Raw genomic sequence first — 23,644 nt, 5'->3', positions numbered from 1 at the left:
CGCCGCAGACCACGATGAGCGGAAACCCCCGATATTTCACGAATCTCCCTCGCGCCGCTGTCAAGCCATGGTAAAGATCGACGATGTTGTTCGACGAAGGGAACCTCGTGCTCAAGCGTACGATCGTCGCGGTCGGCCTCGTCGCCGCCGGGATCGCCGCCGTCCCCGCCCCCGCCTACGCCGCGTCCGCGGCCTACACGCCGGAGCGCGTGTGCGGGGCCGGATTCCACCGCGTCAAGGACGGCCACCGGGCCATGACGACGCGCGACGGGTCGGTGTTCGGGCACGTCTACCTCATGTACAGCAAGAGCAGCGGCGAGAACTGCGTGGCCGCGATCAAGACCCGCTTCACCGGCACGCGCACGCTCACCGGCGCCAGCCTGGAGGTGCGCGGCGGCGGCCGGTCCGAGGACGTGCAGAAGTACCAGTACTACGCCGAGACCGGGCACGTGGACGGCAGCTGGAAGTGCGTGAAGTTCGAGGGCTGGACCCGCACCCCGGACAACCGGGTCGAGGCGTGGGGCGGCCGCAAGTCCTGGGGCAACTGCCAGGGCTAGCAGGTCTTCCGGTAGGGGACGTCCGGCAGGTGCGCCGCCCAGTCGGCCTCGGGCAGGGCGCCGCCGGCGCGCCGGCACACGGCCGCCGCCACCTGCTCGGGGTCCACCGGCACCTGGTGGACGGTCCCGTCCACGGCGGCGTACAGGGTGCGGCCGTCGGCGCTGAAGGTGAGGGCCTCGGGCTCCTGCATGATGTGGAGGTCGAAGGAGCCGCCGAGCCGGCGCTTGCCGGCGGGGTCCCAGAGCTGGACCTTCCCGCTGTTGGTCATGGTGGCGAGGGTGCCGCCGTCGGGTGAGAAGGCCAGCAGGGAGACCGATCCCGCCGCGCGGGGCAGCGCGGGACGGATCGGAACGGGCCCCCGCGGACCGATCTGCCACAGGGCGATGCGCCCGTCCTCGTCCTGCGCGATCGCGATGACGCCCCTGCTGCTCAGCGCCGGGCTGAAGCCGGCGGCGGAGAGGTCGAACCCACTGCCGACCGGACGGCCCGTGGTCAGGTCGAGGAACGTGCCGCTGCCGGTGACGAGGTCGTTGCCGTCCTTGGTCAGGGGCCCGCCGCGCACGACCGTGGCGAAGTCGTGCAGGGTCCGCCCGGTCGCCGCGTCGTACACCATGACGCGGTAGTCCTCCGCCTGCCCCGCCGGTCCCATCGACACGACGACCTTCCCGCCGTCAGCCGTGAACTCCACCTGCTCGGGGATGTTGGGCTCCGGTGCCCGGACCGCCCACACCTGTCGCATGGTCCTGAGGTCGATGAGCTGGACCTTGCCCCCCGTCTCCGCCAGGACCATGCGCTCGCGCGGCTCGTCGAAACCGGGCACCACGGAGTTCTCGGAGCCCTTGGCGAACGTGGCGAGCCTCCGGTGCGTCCGGAGGTCCATCAGCCTCAGCCGCGTCGCCTCGTAGCCGGCCACCGTGGCCCAGCGCCCCGTCGGGCTGAAGCGGATCTCGCCGTCCTTGCTCAGCCGCGTGGACGGCACCCGGGCGGTCAGGTCCACGCTCACGACCACGTCGTCCATGAGGTAGCGCAGCGTCCTGCCGTCGGGGTCGAGCCGGACGTCGTCCAGGTCGCCCTCGGCCCGGTAGTCGAGCACCTGCCTGTGGTCGGCGATCCGCCACACCTGTACGTCACGGCGGGCGAAGACGAGCACGTGCCGGTCGTCGAGGCGCATCTGCGGCGCGGGCTGATCGCACAGGTCGCAGGTCCAGTCCTCGTCCTTGGCGCGCACCCGTCCCGTGGCCGCGTCCACCAGCGTGATCGCGTCGCGGGCGCAGGCCAGGGTCCGGCCGTCGGTGCTGAAGGCGACCACGCTCCACTCGGTGCGGCAGGCGGAGTAGGAGGGCCGTTCCCGCTTCCAGCCGGGCAGCGACACCGCGTCGAGCCGCTCCCCCGTCACCAGCATGCGGCGACCCGCCGGGTCCACCAGCAGGTCGTCCGGACCGGCCTCGCTGGTGTCGGGCCTGTCCACGGGTCCGCCGAACCGCCTGCCCGTCTTGAGATCGACCAGATGGGACAGGCCCTCGAAGTAGGACACGAGGATGGTCGTCTCGTGCTCGCCGAACCGCGGGAAGTAGCCGCCGCCGCTCGCCTCCTCCAGCTTCTCCGTGTAGACGCGCCTGCCCGTGGTGAGGTCCCAGACGCCGAGCTCCTTCGGCGTGGACTGCGCCATCAGGCGGCCGCTCGGGCTGAGCACCGGAGGGAAGACGATCTCGCCATCGAGGTCCAGTTCCTTCCACCCGCCGGTGCGCCGTCCCGTCCGCACGTCGTAGACGTTCACCCCCTGCTTGCTGACGCTCACCAGCGTGCGGCCGTCGCGGCTCAGCGCCCGGTAGGCGATGCCCTGCACCGGCGGGTCACGGAACACCGCCGTCTCCTGCTGCTGGAGCGACGACATCAGGCTGCTGCGGGCCTCCGGCTGGGGCGACAGCCGCCAGGCGGCGACGCTCAGCCGCATCGCGGCGACCGGGTCGGTGGTGCGTAACCGGTCCGCCTCGGCCGCCGCCTGCTTGGCGACGGCGATGTCGCGCTGGCGGGCGGTCTGCCGCCCCTGCCACACCGCCACGCCCCCGGCGGCCAGGGCGACGGCCAGCATCCCGGCCAGCGCGACGGTGGTGAGCCGGCGCCGGCGGGTCCGCCGCCGGGTCAGCTCGGTGCCGGCCTGGAGGTAGTCACGTTCGCGCGGGGTCAGGGTGACGTGGCGGCGGCTGGTGGCGGCCCATCGCAGCGCCTGCTCCAGCCGGCTGCCCTGGAGCAGGTCGGCGTGGCGCCGGCCGTGCTCGGCCCAGTGCCGGGCCGCCCGGTTGATCTCGCCGAGCACGGCGAGGCCGTCCCGGTCGGCGTCGACCCACATGCGCAGCCGCGGCCAGGCGCGCAGCAGCGCCGGCTGGGACAGCTCGACGGTGTGCCCGTCGGTGGAGACGACGTACGAGAACGCGCGCAGCACCCGGCGCACGGCCTCCGCCTCGTGCTCCGGGCGTCCCTCGAACAGCTCGTCGTGCGAGGCGGCCCGCCCGGTCTCCCGGCCGTCCTCGCCGATGGCGACCAGCCGCAGGAACACCTCCGCCGCCAGGTCGCGCTCCTCGGGGCCGAGCGAGCCGTAGGCGTCCTCGGCGATCGTGCCGAGGGCCGGGTCGGCCCGGCCGGGGACGGCCACGCCGCCGGCCGCGCGGCTGCCCTCGGCCAGCAGCCCGCCGATGTCGGACGGGTCGCCGCTGACCAGCGCGAGGAGCAGGTCGCGGGCCGCGGGCCGACCGGCCGGGTCCTTGCGCAGGGCGGCGCCGACGAGTGGCGCGAGCGCGGGCGGCAGCGCGCCCAGGTCGGGGTGGTGGGACAGCACGCGGTGCATGACGCCGCCGAGGTTGTCGGCGTGGAACGGGTCCTGTCCGGTCGCCGCGAACACCATGGTGGCGCCCCAGGCGAAGACGTCGGCGGGGGCGCCGGCGCGTTGCCCGGCGAACACCTCGGGCGCGAGGTAGCTGGGCGTGCCCGCCACCTCGCCGGTCCTGGTGAGGGACATGTCGAGGGTGCGGGCGATACCGAAGTCGATCACGCGGGGGCCGTCCGGCCCGAGGAGCACGTTGTCGGGCTTGAGGTCGCGGTGGATGACGCCCGCGTCGTGGATCGCGGTGAGCGCGGTGGCGACCGCGGCGGCCAGGCGGTGCAGGTCGTCGCCCGTGAACCGCCGCCCCTCGGTCACCGCGTCGCGGAGGCTGGGGCCGGGGACGTACTCGGACACGATGTACGGCCGGCTGCCGTCGAGGTCGGCGGCCAGGACCTTCGCCGTGCAGAACGACGCCACCCGGCGCGCGGCCGTGGCCTCCTTGGCCAGCCGGCCCGCCATGCCGTTGCCGGCCGGGTGGAGCATCTTGAGCGCGACCCGGTGTCCCTCGGGGTCGTAGGCCTCGTAGACGATGCCCTGCCCGCCGGAGCCGAGCCGCCCGGCCAGCCAGTACGGGCCGACCTGCTGCGGATCCCCCGCGCTGAGCGTTTCCACGGCGGGTTAGATGCCGCGCCCCGGCGGCTGGTTGCCGCCGCCCGAAAAAAGATCCAACCAATGGGGCGGGGCGTGCATCTCACCCGATCGACAGATTCTTCATGAACATCACGGAAGGCGCCCATCGTGCTCATCGCCCCTCAGCGCGTCCTGGCCCTCACCGCGGCGGCCGCCGCGGTCCTGTCCCTCACGGCCCTGCCCGCCTCCGCCTCCGCCTCGGCGTCCGCCGGGTCCCGGCTGACGAACGCCGCCACCGGCATGTGCCTGGCGGTCGGCCGCAGCGAGGTACGGGCCGGCAAGAAGGTCATCCAGTGGCCGTGCTCGACCAACAAGGACCAGAAGTGGATCTACCACCACGGACGGCTCACGAACGCGAAGACCGGCATGTGCCTGGCCGTCCCGCGCGCCTCGGCCCGCAAGGCGGAGGGCGTGATCCAGTGGCCGTGCACCGACGGCGGCTCGGAGCAGGAGTGGACCTACGACGGCATGCAGCGGATGCGCAACCAGGCCACCGGCATGTGCCTGGCCGTCGGCAAGGCCGAGCGGCGCAAGGGCAAGGTCGTCATCCAGTGGCCGTGCGGCGACCAGACCGACCAGGTGTGGCTGCGCCGGTAGAAATGCATTGAACGCGCAGGTGGCCCCGCGTTAGGTTGTCCGGCATGGCGGGCTCCGGGCCCGCCGGCCGCGCGGGCGCGGCGCCCGTACGGCCGGGCGACGGGAGGCTCACCATGAGACGCATCAGGATCACCAGACCGCCGAAGCGGCGGCCGGACCCCGGCGCGGACCTGGATCTGCGCTCACCCTCGGGCCGCCGGCTCCCCTACTGACCGAACGGCCGGCCTGGTCTCTTCGGCGCGACCGAAAAATGATTTCCCCGCCGAACCGTTTCTTACACCGCGCTTACCGGTGTTTCTGTAGTTAAATTAGATAACAGGAACATCACGGGGGGCTCGGCATGAAGAGGCTAGCGGTGGTGCCGCCGCACATCGTCCGGCACAAGGTGCGCGACATCCGCACGGCGGACCGGCGCAGGCCGTCGCCGCCCGACCCGAAGGTGGTCGACCTGCGCGCCTACGCCGGCCGCAACGTGATCCGCTTCCCCGGCGGCCCGACCCCGGCCGCCTGACGGCGCGGGGTCAGCCGTAGAGCCTCTTGGCGTACGACTCGCCGTAGTACTGCTCAAGCTGTTCGAGTGACTCCTCGACGACCTGCACGTCCTTGATCAGGCGGGCGTGCGAGGGCAGGGCCTCGGGCTGCCACGAGTCGGGCTTCCACAGCGCCGAGCGCAGGAACGCCTTGGCGCAGTGGAAGAAGATCTGCTCGATCTCCACCACGAGGGCCAGGTGCGGGCGGTGGCCCTTGACGATCATCTCGTCGAAGAACGGGGCCTCGCGGACGAGGCGGGCGCGGCCGTTGATCCGCAGGGTCTCGTTGCGGCCCGGGACGAGGAAGATCAGGCCGACCCGCGGGTTGGTCAGGATGTTGCGGAATCCGTCGGCCCGCCGGTTGCCCGGCCGGTCGGGGATGGCGATGGTGGTGTCGTTGATGACGTGGACGAACCCGGCCGGGTCGCCCTTCGGCGAGACGTCACAGGATCCGTCGGCGGCCGAGGTGGCGATCAGGCAGAACGGCGACGCGGCCAGCCACTGCCGGTCGCGCTCGTGCAGGCGCACCCGCTCCTTGGTGGCGGCCCGTGGCATCACGTCACCGAGCACCTCGCGCAGCTCGGACTCGGAGGCGATCTCGACCCAGCTCAATGCGATCTCCCTTCGGGGGTCCGCCTGAATCCTGTCATGGAAGCGGGTCCAGCAGCCGGTGGGGTTCGCGCAGGGCCACGCTGACCGGGTCGCTCCGGTCGTCCTCCAGGCCGGGGCCGGGGCGCACCTCGACCTGCTCGGGCGGGAGGTGCGCGGCGCCACAGGCGGCGCAGGAGGCGGTGGCGTCGATCCGGCCGCCGCACTCCACGTGCGAGAACACCCGGCGGGTGCCACGGCGGCTCAGGTGACGCTCACCCCACTGCCCCAGGGCCAGCACGGGCAGCCAGAGCTCGCGGCCCATCGCGGTCGGCACGTACTCGTCGCGGGGCGGGTTGTCCTGGTAGCGCCGCCGTTCGAGCACGCCGGCCTCGACCAGCGTGGCGAGCCGCTGCGACAGCACCGCCCGCGGGATGTCGAGGTGGGCCAGGAAGTCGCCGTAGCGGCGCACGCCGTAGAGCGCGTCGCGGATCACGAGCATGGTCCACCGCTCGCCGACCAGTTCCAGGGTCCTGGCCAGGGAGCAGTCCTGGCCGTCGTAGTTCTTGCCGAGCGCCATGGACCTCACCTTAGTTCATTCACTGAACCGTGGTAACGTGCGCAGCCATGATGAGTTCAATCACTGAACCAACTGGGCGGCGCACCCTGGCACCCGCCGTGGCGTCCGTGGCCCCGCTGCTGGTGCTGACGAACTACACCGTGCCGATGGTCACGCTCCCCGACACCGCCCGCGCGCTCGGCGCGGGACCTACCGGGCCGGTGTGGATCCTCGGCGCGATCGCCCTCGGGCTGTCCTCCGTGCTGCTGGTCTCCGGAGGGCTGGCCGACGACTACGGGCGCAAGCGGGTGATGGTCGCCGGCACCTGCGTGCTCGCCGCCGCGAGCGTGGTGGCCGCGCTGGCCACGGCCGTGCCGGTGTTCGTGGCGGCGCGCTTCGCGCAGGGCGCGGCGAGCGCCGCCATGCTCGCGGGCAGCCTCGGGCTGGTCGGGCACGCCTATCCGGCGGGTCCCGAGCGGCTGCGGGCCACCGGACGGTACGGGGCGATGATCGGGCTCGGCACCGCCGTGGGCCCGCTCCTGTCGGGGGCGCTGGCCGCGGTGGCGAGCTGGCGGGCGGCGTACTGGCTGGTGGCGGGGTGCGCGGCGGCGCTCGCGGCGGTGTCCGCCCGGGTGCTGGAGGAGTCACGCTCCCCCGAGCCGCGGCGTTTCGACGTGCCCGGGGTGGTCCTGCTCAGCCTGGCCGTGGCCGCGCTGGTGGCCGGGGTGACGGAGGGCAGGCTCGGCTGGGGGCGGCCGGTCGTCGTGGGCGCCCTGGCGGTGGCCGTGGTGCTCGGGGCCGCGTTCGTGGCGGCCGAGCGGCGGCGGCCGGAGCCGCTGCTCGACCTGGAGCTGTTCCGGCGGCCGGCGTTCCTGGTGGCGACCGGGGGCGCGCTCGTCGTGGGGGCGGCGATCGTGGGGCTGCTGAGCTACCTGCCGAGCGTGCTCCAGCAGGGCCGCGGGCTCACCCCGCTGGAGACCGCGCTGCTGTTCGGGCTCTGGTCGTCGCTGTCGTTCGTGGTCGCCCTGCTGTCCCGGCACGTACGGCTGACGACCCCGGCGCGCTTCGCGCTCGGCCTGGCGCTCAGCGCGGCCGGCTTCACCGGTCTGCTCGGCCTGGGGTCGGGCGGGTCGATGCTCCCGATCGTGGCCGGGCTGGTGGTCAGCGGGGCCGGGTCGGGGCTGGTCAACTCCTCGATCACGCAGCTCGCCGTGGAGAGCGTGCCGGCGCACCGGGTGAGCATGGGCTCGGGAGCCAACAACACGGCCCGTTACGTGGGCAGCTCCCTCGGCGCGGCGGGCGTGGCCGCGGTCGTCGGGCAGCTCGGCGCGGACCAGGGGGCGGCGGTGGCGGTGGCGGCATGCGTCGTGCTGACGGCGGCCACGGCCGTCGCGACGCTGGTCACGCGCGCGTGAGGCCCTCCGGCGCGGCGGTCGCGACGCTCGTCACGCGCGCGTGAGCCCCTCCGGGGCGGCGCGGCGGTCGCGCACGGCCCGCCACGCGCACGCCGTACCGGCCATGAGCAGCACGGCGACAGCCGCGACGACCCGCAGGAGACCGTCGGCCGAGGACGGCGCGGCGAAGTAGACGCTGCCGAGCCCGGCGACGGCCGTGACCCCGGCGAGCATCGGTCCGGTCGAGTTGAGCGCCGAGACCGCCGAGGCGAGGCGCGGCTCGACCAGCGACGTGATCCGGGCGATCAGCGGGCTGTAGCCGGCGGCGTGCCCGGCCCCGGCGAGCAGGAGCAGCGGCGAGGCCGCGTACGCGTTCCACTGGTGGCGGTGCAGCAGCGCCAGCAGGACCGCGCCGGCGGCGAAAGCGACGGGCCCCGCCACCGGCAGGGCGCCGCGCAGCCGCCGGGGGTAGCGGGTCCAGGTCAGGCTGAGCGTCCCGAACCCGACCGTGTACGGCACGAACGCCAGCCCCGCCCGGAGCGGCGAGAAGCCCAGCGCGGACTGCAGGTGCAGGGTCAGGACGAGCAGGAACACCGTGTAGCAGCCCATGACGATCCAGCAGGCCGCCAGCCCCGGCCTCACCCCCGCGGGCCGCAGCGCCGCAGGGTCGAGCAGCGGATGGCGCGCCCGCCGCTCGTGCCGGCCGAACACCGCCAGCAGCGCCGCTCCACCGGCCAGCGACACCCAGCACCAGGCGGGCCAGCCGTGGTCGCGGCCGAAGATGAGCGGCACGGTCACCGCGGCCATGGCGACGGTCAGGACGGCCACGCCCAGCGGGTCCAGGCGGGGCCGTCCCTCCGCGCGCGAGTCCGGCAGCAGGCGCGGGCCGACCGCCAGCAGGACCGCGCCGACCGGGACGTTGACCAGGAAGACGGGCCGCCAGGCGAGGCCGAACAGGTCGGCGCCGACGACCAGGCCCCCGATGACCTGGCCCAGCGCGACGCCGAGAGCCAGCACCATGCCGTACAGGCCGATCGCCCGGCGGCGCGCGGGCCCGTCCCAGTGGAGCTGGATGAGCGAGAACACCTGCGGCGTCAAAAGCGCCGCGCCGGCGGCCTGCGCGACGCGGGCCGCCACCAGCACGCCCGCGGTGGGCGCGAGGCCGCACGCCAGCGACGCCCCGGTGAACCAGGCGAGGCCGGCCAGGAACGCCCGCCGGTGCCCGACGATGTCGCCGAGCCGCGCGCAGGTCACCAGGAGCACGCCGGTGGTCAGCAGGTAGCCCGACACGATGAGCTGGACGGCGGCGCCGTCGGCGCGCAGGTCGCCGCGGATGGTCTGCGCGGCGACCGACACGATCGAGCCGTCCATGGAGGCCATGACCTGGCCGGCGAGCAGCACGGCCAGCATCGGGCCGCGACGGACTACGGAGGCGGCGGAGGCGGCGGTCGTGGTGGGGATGGACATGCCGTGGAGTATCGATCGCGCGCCTTCGTCCGGTCTTGAACATGTTTGCGGCTGGGACCTACCAGCGGCGGGCGTGGGCCATGGCTCCCAGCAGGGCGTCGCGCTCGGCGGCGAACCGGCCCGGCTCCATGCCCTCCCGCTCGGCGCGCAGGTGCAGCATGGTCAGCTCGGTCGCCGCGTGCTGGTAGTCGCTCATGGCGCGGCCGATCCCCGCGCGCCTGGCCCACCGGCGGGCGCGGGCGCGGCCGGGCAGGGAGCCCAGCATGGCGAGGTCCTGCGGGGCGATCAGGCCCGTCTGCTGGTAGGCGGGCAGGTAGGCGCCCATCTTGGCGACGAGCTGCCGCCGCTCGCGCACCGCCACCACGACGAGCAGCACCAGCGCCGTCATGATCACCAGGTACGCGGCGGCGAGCCAGCCGAGCGACTGGGTGGCCGCGGCGCCGTTCCACAGCCCGTGGAGCACCACCGCGGCCAGGTAGCCGAGCGGGACCATGGCGTACCGGACGGCCCCGCGCCGGGTCAGCGCGTAGGCGACCCCGAGCCCGATCATGGAGGTGTAGACGGGGTGGCCGAGCGGGTCGATCAGGCCGCGCATGACGAAGAGCTGCACGGTCGCGCCTACGCCGTTCTGCAGGAAGGCGCTCAGGTAGTAGCCGACGTTCTCCACGGCGGCGAAGCCCAGCCCGGCCATCGAGGCGTACACGATGCCGTCGGTCAGCCCGTCGATCTCCCGGCGGCGGCGCAGGAGCAGCAGCAGCGCCGACCCCTTGAGCGCCTCCTCGATCACGGGGGCGAGGAACACGGTGCCCATGGAGTCCACCACCCGCGCCCCGTACCCGGCGCTGGTGAACAACGCCTGACCGGCCAGCGTGAGCGCCACGCCCAGCACGATCGCCACGCCGGCGCCCCACGCGAAGGCGAAGGCGAGGTGCAGCTTCGGCTCCGGCTCCAGGCGGTCCAGCGAGAGGACGGCCGCGAGCAGCACGGGCAGCGGCGCGAGCGCCAGGAGCAGGGACAGCCCGAACCCGACCGGTCCCCCTCTCCACAGCATGACGGCCAGCACGACCAGGGCCAGCAGGCTGGAGACCACCATGCCGGCCAGCAGGGCCTTGCTGGGCCGCTGCACCAGCAGGGGAGGGCGCAGGGGGACTGTCATCGTCACGCCTCTCTTCGCTCGGGGTCCCACCATGGACCCCCGGCGTCGACGAACGCTTGCCAGTCGCTTGACGGCGAGGTCGAAGCGATGCTTGAGGGCAGGGCGGAAGCGATCGGCGACCGGGTGGGGGTTGCGGCGATAGGGTTCCCCACAACAGGGAGGAATCACCAGATGACCGACGAAAGCTACGCACCTGGAGCCGGCCCCGCCCCCCGTGGGCTCTCCGACGAGGAGCTGTCGAAGCTCATCGCGGGGCAGCGCTTCGGCGCCCTCGCGACCACCCGCGCCAACGGCCTCCCCCACCTGTCCACGGTCCTCTACACCTGGGACCCCGACCGGCGCGTGGCGCGGATCTCGACGATCGCCGACCGGCTCAAGGTCCGCCAGTTGCAGCGCGACCCCCGCGGCTCCCTGTACGTGACCAGCGACGACTTCTGGTCCTTCGCGGTCGCCGAGGGCGTGGCCGAGCTGTCGCCGGTCAGCGCCGAGCCGGGCGACGAGGTCGGGCGCGAGCTGCTCGCGATGGCCGGCGGCATCGCCGACCCGGCGCGGGAGGAGGCGTTCCTGCGGCAGATGGTCGTGGACCGGCGCCTGGTGATCCGGCTCAGGGCGTCGCGGCTGTACGGAACCGCCCTGCCCGTCACCGGGTGACGCGTCGGGCGACCCGGAGGTGAGGCGATGGGGGTCCTGATCCGCGCCGAGGACGTGCCGCCGGGGCGGCGGCGCGCCGCCTGGCTGGACATCGTGTGCGACGCCCTCGGCCCGCTGGACTGCCGCATCGACCCGGACGCGCCGCTGCGCGGCGAGATCGGCGCCGGGACGCTCGGCTCCTTGGGCGTCGGCCGGGTGCGCACCCCCACGCCGCACAGCGTCCACCGCACGCCCGGCCAGATCCGCCAGGGCTCGCAGGAGCTCTACCGGGTGGTGCTGGCCCTGTCCGGCGAGCCCGTCCTGGAGCAGGACGGGCGCTCCACCCGGCTCGCCCCCGGCCGGCTCGCCCTCTACGACTTCGCCCGGCCGTACCGGCTCGCCTACACCTCGACGGTGGACCTCGCGGTCTTCAGCCTCCCCCGCGACGCGCTCGCCCTCCCGCGCGACGCGCTGGCCCGGCTCACCGCGGTCCCGATCGCCACTGACGACGGCGCCGGTGCGCTCGCCGCGCCGCTCCTGCGCCGGGTCACCCTGGACCTGGAGACGTACCGGCCGGACAGCGCGGCCCGACTGTCGGGCGTGGTGATGGACCTGCTCACCACCGTCATCGCCGAACGGGCGGAGCGGACCGCGGCGCTGCCGGACGAGACGCGGGCCCGCACGCTGCTCATGCGCGTCGACGCCTTCATCGAGGAGCGGCTGGGCGACCCCGGGCTCGATCCGGCCGCCGTCGCCGCCGCCCACCACGTCTCCCTGCGCCAGCTCCACCGGCTGTTCGAGCCGCGGAACACGACCGTGGCCGCCTGGATCCGGCACCGGCGGCTGGAGCGCTGCCGCCGGGACCTGGCCGACCCCTCGCTGTCCGGCGTCCCGGTGAGCGGCGTCGCGGCCCGCTGGGGGTTGCCGGGGGCGGCCCACTTCAGCCGCCTGTTCAGGCAGGCGTACGGCATGCCGCCCGCCGAGTACCGCCGCGCCCGCCTCCCCCGCTGACCGCTCCTGCGACGGGACCTTCTCGGGACGGCACGGATCGTCAAGGGGGTGGCACGCGCGCGCAAGACCGCCGGGGATCGCGTGAGCAGACTGGGACCCGTCCGCACCACCGCTCACGCAACGAAGGATCCCCGATGCCCACGACGTCCCGGACTCCCCTCTCCCACACCCTCTTCGTCAACCTGCCGGTCGCCGACCTGGCCCGTTCCAAGGCGTTCTTCACCGCGCTGGGGTTCTCGCTGTTCGGCGCGTCCGACGCCATGGCGTCGGTGATGATCAACGAGCGGACGCAGGTCATGCTGCTCACCGAGCCGGTCTTCGCCTCGTACGCGCGCTCCGAGCCCGCCGACCCGGCCAAGACCACGCAGGTGATCCTCGTCCTCGGCCTGGACGACCCGGCGGCGGTCGACGCGATGTTCGACAAGGCCGTGGCGGCGGGCGCCACCCCCGTCGGCGAGCCGATCGACGACGGGCAGCGCTACCAGCGCGGCTTCGCCGACCCCGACGGCCACCAGTGGTCCGCCCTGTGCCTGGTGCCGCAGGCGGGCTGAGGCGGCGGACGCGTGGACGAGCCCGCGACCGGCCGGGTGACCTCGGCCGACGGCACCACCATCAGCTACGACCGGTGCGGGACCGGGACGCCCGTCGTGCTCGTGCACGGGGCGTTCACCGACCGGACGCACCCCCTGCTGCGTGAGGTGGCGGCCGCCCTGTCGCCGTGGTTCACGGTCTACAACTACGACCGGCGCGGCCGGGGCACGAGCGGCGACGGCCGGCCGTACGCGGTGGAGCGGGAGGTCGAGGACCTCGCCGCCCTGCTGGCCGAGGCCGGCGGGCCGGCAGGGCCGGCGATGGTGTTCGGCGGCTCGTCGGGGGCCGCGCTGGCGCTGCGGGCGGCGGCCGCGGGGCTGCCGATCGGCAAGCTGGCGCTGTGGGAGCCCCCGTACCACGTCGGCCCCGGCACACCCGACCTGCCCGCCCGCTTCGCGGAGCGGCTGGAGTCGCTGGTGAGAGAGGGGCGGCGCGGCGACGCCGTGGAGCTGTTCATGGTGCGGGCCGCCGAGGTGCCCGCCGAGGCGGTCGCCGCGATGCGCGCCGGGCCCGGCTGGGCCGGGATGGAGGCGCTGGCGCACACCCTCGCGTACGAGGCGGCCGTCATGAGCCCGCGCAACGCCCTGCCCGCCGGCCCGCTCGCCGCGATCAGCCGGCCCACGCTGGTGCTGAACGGCGGCGCGAGCCCCCGCTGGATGCTGGCCGCGGGGCACGCGGTGGCCGCGGCCGTACCGGGGGCCGAGCACCGGGTGCTGGAGGGTGAGACGCACGCGGTGTCGTCACGGGCGCTGGCGCCGGAGCTCCTGGAGTTCTTCGTGGCCGCCTGAGAACCGGCGGAGGGGGCCGGACATCCGTCCGGCCCCCTCCCCTTGATCAACTCAGCTGCAGCCGCTGGTCGAGCCGCAGCCCTCGCAGACGTAGCAGCTGCCCGCCGGCCGCATCTTGGTGCCGCAGGTCATGCAGAGCGGCGCGTCGGCGGTGAAGCGCTGGTGGCTCTCCAGCGTCATGGCCGACGGGCTCGCCGGCGCGGCCCCGCCCTGCGTCTCCGCGGCCCCCGGCCGGTCCTCGCCCTGGGCGTCCTCGGGCTTGGCCTCGATCGGCGCCGACTGGGCGAGCGCCTCCCGGTCGACCGTCTCCTGCAGCGCCGCCGGGTCCTCGCCGCGCTGCTGCGCCGCGCGCTCGGCCGCCGAGAAGATGCCCAGCGCCGCCCGCTCGTCGTACGGCAGGTGGTCGAGGGCGAGCCGGCGGAAGATGTAGTCCATCACCGAGGTCGCCATGCGGATGTCCGGGTCGTCGGTCATGCCGGCCGGCTCGAAGCGCATGTTGACGAACTTGCTCATGTACGTCTCGAGCGGCACCCCGTACTGCAGGCCGATCGAGATCGCCACCGAGAAGGCGTCCATGACGCCGGCCAGCGTCGAGCCCTGCTTGGACATCTTGAGGAAGACCTCGCCCAGCCCGTCGTCGGGGTAGGAGGAGGCGGTCATGTAGCCCTTGGCCCCGCCCACCGTGAAGCGGGTCGTCGTGCTCGGGCGCTGGTTGGGCATCCGCCGCCGCGTCGGGCGGTTGACCTCGATGACCTTGACCTCGGGCTCGGCCGGGACGACCTCCGCCGCGTCCTTGGCCTCGTCCTTCTTGGCGCCGCTGCCCGCCGACAGCGGCTGGCCGACCTTGCAGTTGTCGCGGTAGACGGCCAGCGCCTTCAGGCCGAGCTTCCAGCCCTCCAGGTAGACCTGCTCGATGTCGTCGATCGTGGCCGACTCGGGCAGGTTGACGGTCTTGGAGATGGCGCCCGACAGGAACGGCTGGGTCGCGGCCATCATGCGCACGTGACCCATCGGGGCGATCGCCCGCTCGCCCATCGCGCAGTCGAACACCTCGTAGTGCTCCTGGCGCAGGCCCGGCGCGTCGACGACGTGGCCGTGCTCGGCGATGTACTCGACGATGGCCTCGATCTGCTCCTGCAGGTAGCCGAGCTGCTTGAGGGCCCGCGGGATCGTCTGGTTGACGATCTGCATGGAGCCGCCGCCGACCAGCTTCTTGAACTTGACCAGCGCGAGGTCCGGCTCGATGCCGGTGGTGTCGCAGTCCATCATCAGGCCGATGGTGCCGGTCGGGGCGAGCAGCGACGCCTGGGCGTTGCGGAAGCCGTTCTTCTCGCCGAGCCTGAGGCACTCCGACCACTGGCGCGACGCCTCGGCGTGGATCTTGGCGTCCATGGAGCCGATCGTGCGCAGGTTGTCGTTGGCGGCGGCGTGCTTGCGCATGACCCGCTTGTGCGGCTCGGCGTTGCGGGCGTAGCCGTCGTACGGGCCGACCGCGCCGGCGAGCTCGGCGCTGCGCCGGTAGGAGGTGCCGGTCATCAGCGAGGTGATCGCGCCGGCGACGGCCCGGCCGCCGTCGGAGTCGTAGGCGTGGCCGGTGGCCATGAGCAGCGCGCCCAGGTTGGCGTAGCCGATGCCGAGCTGGCGGTACGCGCGCGTCGTCTCGCCGATCTTCTCGGTCGGGAAGTCGGCGAACGTGATCGACACGTCCATCGCGGTGATGATCAGCTCGGTGAGCTTGACGAAGTTCGCCACGTCGAAGGAGTTGTCGTCCTTCAGGAACTTCAGCAGGTTGATGCTGGCCAGGTTGCAGGAGGAGTTGTCCAGGTGGACGTACTCGCTGCAGGGGTTGCTGGCGGTGATGCGGCCGGTCTCGGGCGTGGTGTGCCAGTCGTTGATCGTGTCGTCGTACTGGACGCCGGGGTCGGCGCACTCCCAGGCCGCCTTGGCCATCTTGCGGAACAGGCCGCGGGCGTCGACCGTCTCGATCACCTCGCCGGTGAGGCGGGCGCGCAGGCCGAACTCGCCGCCCTTCTCCACCGCGCGCATGAACTCGTCGGAGACGCGGACGGAGTTGTTGGCGTTCTGGTACTGGACCGAGACGATGTCCTTGCCGCCGAGGTCCATGTCGAACCCGGCGTCGCGCAGCGCGCGGATCTTGTCCTCCTCGCGCGCCTTGGTCTCGATGAACTCCTCGATGTCGGGGTGGTCGACGTCGAGGACGACCATCTTGGCGGCGCGGCGCGTCGCCCCGCCGGACTTGATGGTGCCCGCGCTGGCGTCGGCGCCGCGCATGAACGACACCGGGCCGCTGGCCGTGCCGCCGCTCGACAGCAGCTCCTTGGAGGAGCGGATGCGCGACAGGTTGACGCCGGAGCCGGAGCCGCCCTTGAAGATCACACCCTCTTCCTTGTACCACTCGAGGATCGACTCCATCTGGTCGTCCACCGAGAGGATGAAGCAGGCGCTCACCTGCTGCGGCGACTTGGTGCCCACGTTGAACCAGACCGGCGAGTTGAAGGCGAAGATCTGGTGGACCAGCGCGTACTTCAGCTCGTGGTCGAAGATCTCCGCGTCCTCGTCGCCGGCGAAGTAGCCGTGCTCCACCGCGGTGCGCGTGTAGACGCCCACGACGCGGTCCACGAGCTGCTTCAGGCTCCACTCGCGCTGCGGCGTGCCGACGGCGCCGCGGAAGTACTTGGTGGTCACGATGTTGGCCGCGTTGACCGACCAGAACTCGGGGAACTCGACGCCCCGCTGCTCGAAGTTGATCGAGCCGTCGCGCCAGTTGGTCATGACGACGTCGCGGCGCTCCCACGCGATCTCGTCATACGGATGCACGCCCGGCTTGGTGAAGATCCGCTTCATCTTCAGGCCCTTGCGGGGACGCTTGCCTCCGCGCGCGACTGAACCGCTTGCCGTCTCCGTCATGACTCCCCCTTCTCCGCCTTCAACTGTTCGATCTCGGCCTCGAAGTCCGCCAAGGTCTCGAAACCGCGATATACCGATGCGAACCGCAGGTAGGCCACCTCGTCCAGCTCCCGCAGCGGACCGAGGATCGCCAGGCCCACCTCGTTGGAGGGGATCTCCGCCGCGCCCCTCGCCCGGATGGCCTCTTCGACCCGCTGCCCGAGCTGGGCCAGGGAGTCCTCGCCGACCGGCCTGCCCTGGCAGGCCCGGCGCACGCCCGCGACCACCTTGTCCCGGGAGAACGGCTCGGTCACGCCGCTGCGCTTGCTCACCATGAGGAGTACGGTCTCCTGGGTGGTGAACCGGCGCCCGCATTCCGGACATGTACGGCGACGCCGGATCGCGGCGCCGTCATCCGTCGAGCGGCTGTCGATGACCCTGGTGTCAGGATGGCGACAGAACGGACAATGCACGCGTTTCGCCTCCTGACCCGCGGCCACCCCACCCCGGCGACGCCCCCTGCCCGGCTTGACCAGGGAACGCTCACGCCCGCCCCACGGCATGCCATGGTGCGGTCACGAAAACACAAGGTGTGGTGAACTACATCGGTGTAAGTACTAGATGTTGTGGTCCAACCGTAGAAGCGCGAGACCATGAACGCAAGTTGAGCCACACCCGTCTCAAGGAAGCCGCTGATCAGGGCCGCATGTTCCCGGCCCGCGCGGCGTGTCGCCCCTTTCCGGCCACCTGGTCCCCAAAGGACTGCCCTGTGGGCGGAAACAACACCTTTCACGCGCCTCAAAACCTACGCCCTCGTTCCGGCCACCTGGACCGGTCGGACGGGAGGTCCGGCGGGTGGTTCAGGCGATGCCGAGACCACCACGGGTCAGGCGATAGAGGGCAGGACTCGCGCAATTCGAGGTGCGATGTCGCCTTACGCGGAAGATGCGGCCTCCGGGCGGCGGCGACCTGCACGGGAAAGGCCACCACAGAGCCACCGACCCGTACGGAGAAGGACACCTCAGGGACCGGTGATCCGCACAGGAGAGCGCTTCAGAGACGGGCGCCCCCACGGGCAGGACGATCACAGGGGCGCCGACCCGCACGGATAAGGGATCTCAGGGCCCGGTGATCCGCACGGAGAAGGACACCTCAGGGACGGACGACCCCCACGGGAAAGGCGACCACGGGAGCGCCGACCCGCACGGGGATAGCCGCCTCAGAAGTGGTGGCCTGTACAGACGCGACCTCAGGGGCCGTGGCGGCGTGGGCGGCCGTCCTGGTTCCGAGCCAGAAACCACCCAGGGACAGCAGCGTGGCGACCAGCACCATGATCGCGACACGTCCACGACGCGTCAGCCGCACCGGCGCCCCCTTCCGCCGACCGGCACCTCCACGGCGCCCCGCCCTCAAGGCAGCCGCCGACGACACGGGACCCGCCCCCGGGGAGCCCGCCCGCTCACCTCTCCGCACAAGCCCAGTCGGATCCGACCAGTCGCCCCTCTCCACAGCCCCACCCCGAAGGGAGCCGGGTCGCTCACCTCTGAGCACGGGCCCGGTGGGATCCGCCCACTCACCCCTCGCCACAGCCTCGCCCTGAAGGGAGCCCGGTCGCTCGCCCCTCCGCACAGGCCCGGCGGAATCCGTCCGCCCCTTCCTCCGCCTGGGGCCGGCGGGATCCGTTCGCTCGCCCTTCCGTCCGAAGGCGCCGATCCGAGCCAGAACCCTTCGCCCACCCTTCACTCGACCGGACGCGTCACGCGCGCCCCCGCGCTCCCGCAACCCCTCCCCCACGGGCTCCGTTCCCTGTACGAGCCCTCGGACCGCCCCCCGCTGACCGTCCCGTCCCCGCACCGCCCCGAGACGGCCTCGTCCCTGCGACGCCTCCCGAGGCCCGCCTCGTTCCCGCGGCGCCGCCTCACCCACGGCCGCACGTCCCCGCAGAGGCTTCCGCACGGCCTCGCCTCCCCACGCCGGCTCACGGTCAGCCCCGCGTCGACGCAGAGACTCGGGCTGCGCTCTCCGCCCCGCGGCGGGCTCGGAAGGCCCACCACCGCGGCCGCCCCGCACGATCGAGCCGACCCGGGCCGCCGGCGCCGCAGCACCTCCCCTGCCGCCAGCTACGACCGAGAGCCCGGCACCGTCCGCCCGGGGACGCCCCCCAGCCGCACGAGACCCCTTGCCGCGCCCCCGCCCCCTGCCGCCACTCGCCGCCGAACCCCCAGACCCGAGACGACCCGATGAGGCGCCACCAGACGACCTCACACCACCCGAGGAGCCGCCACCGTCCGCCGGGACGACACCGCCCTTCCTCGCCAGAGCGCCGTCCGTGGCGCCACGAGCCCGTGTCGCACCACCCGCGGACGATGAGACACCTCTCGCCGCCCCGGCACCGATCCGCGCGCCACCACGACTCCTGGCTCCCGGGTCGCCCTTCCTCGCGGGTCCGCCCTGGACGGGGCCGCCCTCCGGAAGCCCGATGCCCTCCGCCTCCGCTCTGGGCGGTGGCACGAGCCACAGCTGAGGTCTCTCCGCCGCGACGGGAGCCCGTCCCGACCCGCGGCGGACCGCTCTCATCCCGGCGTCCGACGACACCTCGTCCCTACGCGAGCCGTCCTCCCGCATCTGAACCCCACCCCTCGAAGTGAACCCCGCGAACCGCCCGGCCGAGCGCCGGCCTGATCACCCCAACCGGCGCGACCCCCCGGCCCGCCTTCCGCCCGCGGCGCGATCGACCGAATCGCGCCACATCACACAACCCACCGACGTGACCCGCCGGCTTCGCGTCTCCTCCGGCCAAGCGGCGGCCGCGCCTTCACCGTGGACACCGCAGGCGGAGCCGCCGCCCACAGCTCCGGCCGTCGGCCTCACGGCAGTCCGCCACACCGGCTTCCGCCTTTCCACCGTCCGCCACACCGGCGTCCGCGTCTCCGCCGTCCGCCGCGCCGACGCCTGCCACACCGCCGAGTGTCTTGCCGACGCTCGTCTCTCCGCCGCTTGTCCCGCCACGGAGCGCCGCGCCGCCGCCCATCTCTGCGCCACTCTCAGCCCGGTCGTACGCGGAACGACGACCCTCCGTGTCGCGACCGCCCCTCGCGATGCCCTCGAACCCCATGGCCATAGGGCAACGGGCCGCGACGCTCCCGCTCCACGGGCGGCCGCTCGCGCGATCGGGCTCTTGGCGCGATGCCGTACAAGTCGTGAATTGGCGCCTAAACCAGTACGAGCGCGAATACTGAACGCTTTGCACCCATCCGTGGCACCTTCATCGTCCCCACCAACGTTCTTGATCGCGTTTGTACGCCCCGCCGCCACGCCCCGGCGTGACGCGTCGCCGCTGGTCATGTCCGCAACCGCCGTCGTGCGCACGATTGACCTCCCACGCCGCCCCGGGTCCGAGAAAAAGACCGCATTAAGATCAGCAAATCGAACACGATGTCGATCGAACTCCCGTACGATGTTGTACACCACGGCACTGATAATTTCGAGGACGACTCGAACAATTGTTTGAAGATGATCTTCAACAGCGATACGGTCGCTGTGTGCGACATGGAGACCACGGACCGGGAGGACGTGCCGGAGCGGCAGGCCCCCGGGCGAGGAGGAGAGCATGAGCGAGCGAGATGACGCAAACGGGGTCACCGACCTCGCGGTGCGCCGGCGCGACTCCCTGGGCCTGACGCCCAGGCAGCGCAAGATTCTCGAGGTGATCCGCGACTCGGTGCAACAACGCGGATATCCGCCGTCCATGCGAGAGATCGGCGAGGCCGTGCAGCTCACCAGCACGTCCAGCGTGTCGCACCAGTTGACGGCGTTGCAGCGCAAGGGCTACCTGAGGCGCGACCCGCACCGGCCGCGCGCCCTGGAGGTGCGCCTGCCGGGCGAGCCCGCGCTCTGGGTCGACCCCGACGCCTCCTCCTCCGTGGAGCCGACCGTGAGCAGGCCCACGGCCGCGTACGTTCCGCTGGTCGGCCGCATCGCCGCCGGTGGGCCGATCCTGGCCGAGGAGAGCGTCGAGGACGTCTTCGCCCTGCCCAAGCAGCTCGTCGGCGAGGGCACCCTGTTCCTCCTGCAGGTCGCCGGTGACTCCATGATCGAGGCCGCCATCGCCGACGGCGACTGGGTGGTCGTCCGTCAGCAGCCGGTCGCCGAGAGCGGCGACATCGTGGCCGCCATGATCGACGGCGAGGCCACGGTCAAGACCTTCAAGCGCAAGGACGGGCACGTCTGGCTCGTCCCCCACAACCCCAACTACGACCCGATTCCCGGTGACGAGGCCAGCGTCCTGGGCAAGGTCGTGGCGGTGCTCCGCCGCCTCTGACGCGTCCCGCCGCCGGCGGCTCCCTGGGCGCGTGTCCCAGGGGGCTGCCCCGGCTTCCGCCCCCACCCCCGTCCCGCCCCACGAGCCGGCCATCCTCCTCACCGACTCTTCAAGGCGCCCGCTGGTGCACGGGCCGTCATTCGCGCCATCCGGTGCGCAGGCATGCCATGGGTCCTGCCGACGCCCCGGCCCAGCCGTTCCTGCGGTCCATTCCGTCAGCACAAGGCATGTCTTCTGTGTACGGGTATGCGTGATGCACCGAATGGTGCCTACCACCGTCCAGCGCCTCACACCATACGCGGCCTCACGCCACTCAGGCCTCACGCCGCGCGCCGCTCCACGTCAGGCAGGGCCTTCCACCATCCGGCCCCTCACGCCGTGCGCAGGCCTCATGCCACGTGTGTCACGTCATGCAGGGCCTGTCACCGTCCAGCGCCTCACACCATGCGCGGCCTCACGCCACTCAGAGCCACACGCCACGGGGGCGTCACGCCACGCGCGGCTCCACGCCATGTAGGGCCTTCCACCATCCGGGCCACACGCCACTTAGGCGTCACGCCACGAGGGGGCCCACTCCATACGCGGCCCCACGTCACGCAGGGCCTACGCCACGCGCGGCCTCACGCCACCCGCCGCTCCACGTCAGACAGGGCCTGCCACCAACCGGCGCCTGGCATCATGCAGGCCAACGCGATGCGGAGGGTCATGCCGGTGGTGGCCCAGGCGGCCGTCAGCATGGGCGGCATGGAGGCGAGGGCGGGTGATCGGGCGATAACGCCGGGGCTACGGAGGGTTCGATCATGCCGACTCTCCAGAGGGTTCTGTCATGCCGGCGCTCTGGTGGGTTCTGTCATGCCGGCGCTCCGGAGGGTTCGGTCAGGCGGGCGCGCAGGAGTGCGACGACGGATTCGCCGACGCCGAGGTATGGCGCGGCGCCGCCGTACCGGTCGCGCAGGTGGGCCAGGGTCCGCAGCATGGTGGCCTCGGTGACCTGGGCGGACAGGCGGCGCGCGCGCTCCTCCGTGCCGGGCCGCAGGCAGGAGGCGGTGAGCGCGTAGTCCTGGGCGATCTCCTCGTCCGGGACGCCCGCCAGGGTCAGCGCCAGAGCGATGACGAGCCCCGTGCGGTCACGGCCGGAGTGGCAGTGCACGAGCACCGCGCCGGGCGGCGCGAGGGCGATCGCGGTGATGACGGCGGCCAGGCGGTCGGCGCCGCGGTCGAGGATCGCCTGGTAGATGGCGGGCATCGTGTCGGCGATGGCCTCCAGGACGTCGTCCTCGTCACGCAGGACGGACAGGTTGCGGTAGGCGGGGTGGCCGGCCAGCGGGCTGGGGTCGGTCGCGCACTCGCCGGCCAGGCGCAGGTCGAGGACGAGCCGCACGTCGTGCCCCAGCAGGGCGTGAACGCTGTCCGGGCGGGGCCGGTCGGAACGGATCAGCGCGCCCTTCCTGATCCGGCCGCCCCAGGCGGTGGGCAGGCCGCCCAGGTCGCGGGTGTTGGCGCAGCCGGGCCAGGAGAGGGCGGTCATCGGGGAGTTCTGGGTGGTCGGAGGGTCGGGGGCATGTGGTCCTCTCGCTATATGAAGGTCTCCTTCATTAGTAGCATCGGGGTCCGCCGTCGATCAATGCCTCTCCAGAACGGGCAAACCTAGAATGGCCCTGTGAACTTCGCATTGAGCCCAGATGACTTTAAATCCCGAAACGACGGGTTGAAGTGGGCCAAGGCCGCCCCCGGCGTGATCCCCGCCTGGATCGCCGACATGGACCTGCCCACGGCGCCCGCCGTGGTCGAGGCCCTCAAGCGGCGCGCCGAAGGCGACCTCGGCTACCCGACCTGGCTCGACAGTCCGGGCTGCGGCGCCCTGGCCGAGGTGTTCGCCGAGCGCATGGCCCGCCGGTACTCCTGGAGCCCCGACCCGGGCCACGTGCGCACCTTCAGCGACATCAACCAGGCCCTCCAGGTGATCCTCCACGTAGCCACCAGGCCGGGCGACGGGGTGGCGCTGCACACCCCCGCCTACCACCCGTTCCTCGGCACGCTGGAGGTCATGGACCGGCCGCTGCGGCCCATCCGGCTCGTCCCCGACGAGGGCGACTCGTGGCGGTACGAGCTGCCCGAGCTGTCCGGGTGCCGCGTGCTGCTGCTGGTCAACCCGCAGAACCCGACCGGCCGCGTCTTCACCCGCCAGGAGCTGGAGGAGCTGGCCGAGCACGCCGAACGGCACGATCTGCTGGTCATCGCCGACGAGATCCACGCGGACCTCACGTACGCCCCGAACCAGCACATCCCCTTCGCGACGATCCTCCCGGAGCGCACGGTCACGCTCACGTCCGCGACCAAGGCGTTCAACCTGGGCGGCATCCGCTGCTCGGTCGCGCACATCGGCTCCCCCGCCGTGCGCGCGGCGCTCGCCGCCGAGCCGCCCTTCGTGTACGGCTCGGCGCACGTGTTCGGCGTGGACGCCACGATCGCCGCGTGGCGGGACAGCGACGCCTGGCTGGAGGAGACCCTGGCCCTGCTCGACCGCAACCGCAAGACGATCGCCGCGCGCCTGCCCGAGGGGGTCGGCTACCGCGTGCCCCAGGCGACGTACCTGGCCTGGCTCGACTACGGCCGGCCCGGCATGGCGGAGGTGCTGGAGCGGGAGGCGAAGGTCCTGCTGAGCGACGGCGCGGCGTTCGGACCGGGCGGGGAGAACCACGTCCGGCTGAACTTCTCCACCACCGAGCCGGTCCTGGGCGAGATCCTGGACCGGCTCCAGCGGGCCCGTTGAGGCTCCCGGCCGCCCCTCGAAAGCCCCGCCCGCTCGTCGAGCGGTTCCCGGCCGCCGGTCGAAGGCCCCGGCCGCCCGTTGAGCGCTTCCGGGCCGCCGGTCGAAGGCCCCGGCCGCCCGTTGAGCGCTTCCGGGCCGCCGGTCGAAGGTCCCGGCCGCCCGTCCAGGGCCCCGGCCGGCGCGCCGCCGGGCGCCGGCCGGGATCACGCGGAAAAGGTCGGGCCCCGGCCGGGATCACGGGGAGAGGGTCAGGACCCGGCGCG

General features: G+C 72.9%; 19 protein-coding genes. 10 read left to right on the top strand and 9 right to left on the bottom strand.

Annotation, left to right across the window (positions count from 1 at the left end):
• The first annotated feature begins 83 nt into the window (after window positions 1-83).
• The gene (locus HD595_RS28860; protein WP_253774392.1) at window positions 84-557 is read left to right on the top strand and encodes a hypothetical protein; all 474 of its coding nucleotides are present in this window, start codon (window positions 84-86) and stop codon (window positions 555-557) included.
• Here HD595_RS28860 and HD595_RS28855 read toward each other — a convergent pair.
• Window positions 554-4,051, bottom strand: coding sequence for a protein kinase domain-containing protein (locus tag HD595_RS28855; protein WP_253774390.1), 3,498 nt, complete (start codon window positions 4,049-4,051; stop codon window positions 554-556). The genes HD595_RS28860 and HD595_RS28855 overlap by 4 nt on opposite strands.
• A gap of 126 nt (window positions 4,052-4,177) precedes the next feature.
• Between HD595_RS28855 and HD595_RS28850 the strand changes: the two genes are divergently transcribed.
• Both HD595_RS28850 and HD595_RS28845 read left to right on the top strand, forming a co-directional pair.
• Window positions 4,178-4,666, top strand: coding sequence for an RICIN domain-containing protein (locus HD595_RS28850; protein WP_253774388.1), 489 nt, complete (start codon window positions 4,178-4,180; stop codon window positions 4,664-4,666).
• A gap of 340 nt (window positions 4,667-5,006) precedes the next feature.
• Window positions 5,007-5,177, top strand: a complete 171-nt coding sequence (locus HD595_RS28845) for a hypothetical protein (RefSeq protein WP_175588129.1) — start codon at window positions 5,007-5,009, stop codon at window positions 5,175-5,177.
• A 10-nt stretch (window positions 5,178-5,187) separates the two neighbouring features.
• Here the strand turns inward: HD595_RS28845 and HD595_RS28840 are convergent, their stop codons facing one another.
• Both HD595_RS28840 and HD595_RS28835 read right to left on the bottom strand, forming a co-directional pair.
• Window positions 5,188-5,808 carry a pyridoxamine 5'-phosphate oxidase family protein gene (locus HD595_RS28840; RefSeq protein WP_253774386.1) on the bottom strand — a complete coding sequence of 207 codons (621 nt, stop codon included), beginning with the start codon at window positions 5,806-5,808 and terminating at the stop codon, window positions 5,188-5,190.
• A 34-nt stretch (window positions 5,809-5,842) separates the two neighbouring features.
• Entirely contained in the window at window positions 5,843-6,364 is a 522-nt protein-coding gene (locus HD595_RS28835) for a winged helix-turn-helix transcriptional regulator (RefSeq protein WP_253774384.1), read from the bottom strand.
• A 98-nt stretch (window positions 6,365-6,462) separates the two neighbouring features.
• On the opposite strand from HD595_RS28835, the gene HD595_RS28830 reads away from it, so the two are divergent.
• Window positions 6,463-7,758, top strand: coding sequence for an MFS transporter (locus tag HD595_RS28830; protein ID WP_253774382.1), 1,296 nt, complete (start codon window positions 6,463-6,465; stop codon window positions 7,756-7,758).
• 30 nt (window positions 7,759-7,788) lie between these two features.
• Here the strand turns inward: HD595_RS28830 and HD595_RS28825 are convergent, their stop codons facing one another.
• Window positions 7,789-9,204, bottom strand: a complete 1,416-nt coding sequence (locus HD595_RS28825; protein ID WP_253774380.1) for an MFS transporter — start codon at window positions 9,202-9,204, stop codon at window positions 7,789-7,791.
• A gap of 58 nt (window positions 9,205-9,262) precedes the next feature.
• A complete protein-coding gene (locus HD595_RS28820; protein WP_253774378.1) occupies window positions 9,263-10,360 on the bottom strand; it encodes a PrsW family intramembrane metalloprotease in 1,098 nt (365 codons plus the stop codon).
• Between the two features lie 171 nt (window positions 10,361-10,531).
• On the opposite strand from HD595_RS28820, the gene HD595_RS28815 reads away from it, so the two are divergent.
• The 4 genes from HD595_RS28815 (at window position 10,532) to HD595_RS28800 (ending at window position 13,380) form a co-directional block, all read left to right on the top strand.
• The gene (locus HD595_RS28815; protein ID WP_253774376.1) at window positions 10,532-11,011 is read left to right on the top strand and encodes a PPOX class F420-dependent oxidoreductase; all 480 of its coding nucleotides are present in this window, start codon (window positions 10,532-10,534) and stop codon (window positions 11,009-11,011) included.
• 27 nt (window positions 11,012-11,038) lie between these two features.
• A complete protein-coding gene (locus HD595_RS28810; RefSeq protein WP_253774374.1) occupies window positions 11,039-12,001 on the top strand; it encodes an AraC-like ligand-binding domain-containing protein in 963 nt (320 codons plus the stop codon).
• Window positions 12,002-12,135: 134 nt separating this feature from the next.
• Window positions 12,136-12,552, top strand: a complete 417-nt coding sequence (locus HD595_RS28805; RefSeq protein WP_253774372.1) for a VOC family protein — start codon at window positions 12,136-12,138, stop codon at window positions 12,550-12,552.
• 12 nt (window positions 12,553-12,564) lie between these two features.
• A complete protein-coding gene (locus HD595_RS28800) occupies window positions 12,565-13,380 on the top strand; it encodes an alpha/beta fold hydrolase (RefSeq protein WP_253774370.1) in 816 nt (271 codons plus the stop codon).
• A 51-nt stretch (window positions 13,381-13,431) separates the two neighbouring features.
• Here the strand turns inward: HD595_RS28800 and HD595_RS28795 are convergent, their stop codons facing one another.
• The 3 genes from HD595_RS28795 to HD595_RS28785 form a co-directional block, all read right to left on the bottom strand.
• The gene (locus HD595_RS28795; protein WP_253774368.1) at window positions 13,432-16,308 is read right to left on the bottom strand and encodes a vitamin B12-dependent ribonucleotide reductase; all 2,877 of its coding nucleotides are present in this window, start codon (window positions 16,306-16,308) and stop codon (window positions 13,432-13,434) included.
• A complete protein-coding gene (gene nrdR, locus HD595_RS28790) occupies window positions 16,305-16,760 on the bottom strand; it encodes a transcriptional regulator NrdR (protein ID WP_253781348.1) in 456 nt (151 codons plus the stop codon). Before nrdR ends, HD595_RS28795 begins: the two co-directional genes overlap by 4 nt.
• Before the next feature lie 679 nt (window positions 16,761-17,439).
• On the bottom strand, window positions 17,440-17,652 hold the full coding sequence (locus HD595_RS28785; RefSeq protein WP_253774366.1) for a hypothetical protein: 213 nt from the start codon (window positions 17,650-17,652) through the stop codon (window positions 17,440-17,442).
• A 2,245-nt stretch (window positions 17,653-19,897) separates the two neighbouring features.
• On the opposite strand from HD595_RS28785, the gene lexA reads away from it, so the two are divergent.
• Entirely contained in the window at window positions 19,898-20,608 is a 711-nt protein-coding gene (gene lexA / locus HD595_RS28780; protein WP_217708220.1) for a transcriptional repressor LexA, read from the top strand.
• 850 nt (window positions 20,609-21,458) lie between these two features.
• On the opposite strand, the gene HD595_RS28775 is transcribed toward lexA, so the two are convergent.
• On the bottom strand, window positions 21,459-22,136 hold the full coding sequence (locus tag HD595_RS28775) for a tyrosine-protein phosphatase (protein ID WP_253774364.1): 678 nt from the start codon (window positions 22,134-22,136) through the stop codon (window positions 21,459-21,461).
• 180 nt (window positions 22,137-22,316) lie between these two features.
• On the opposite strand from HD595_RS28775, the gene HD595_RS28770 reads away from it, so the two are divergent.
• Entirely contained in the window at window positions 22,317-23,381 is a 1,065-nt protein-coding gene (locus HD595_RS28770) for a MalY/PatB family protein (protein WP_253774363.1), read from the top strand.
• The last annotated feature ends 263 nt before the right edge of the window (window positions 23,382-23,644 follow it).

This window comes from Nonomuraea roseoviolacea subsp. carminata (assembly GCF_024172185.1).
GTDB lineage: Bacteria > Actinomycetota > Actinomycetes > Streptosporangiales > Streptosporangiaceae > Nonomuraea > Nonomuraea roseoviolacea.
Note: the sequence above shows the minus strand (reverse complement) of the source record. Positions and strands in the feature narration are given on the sequence as shown.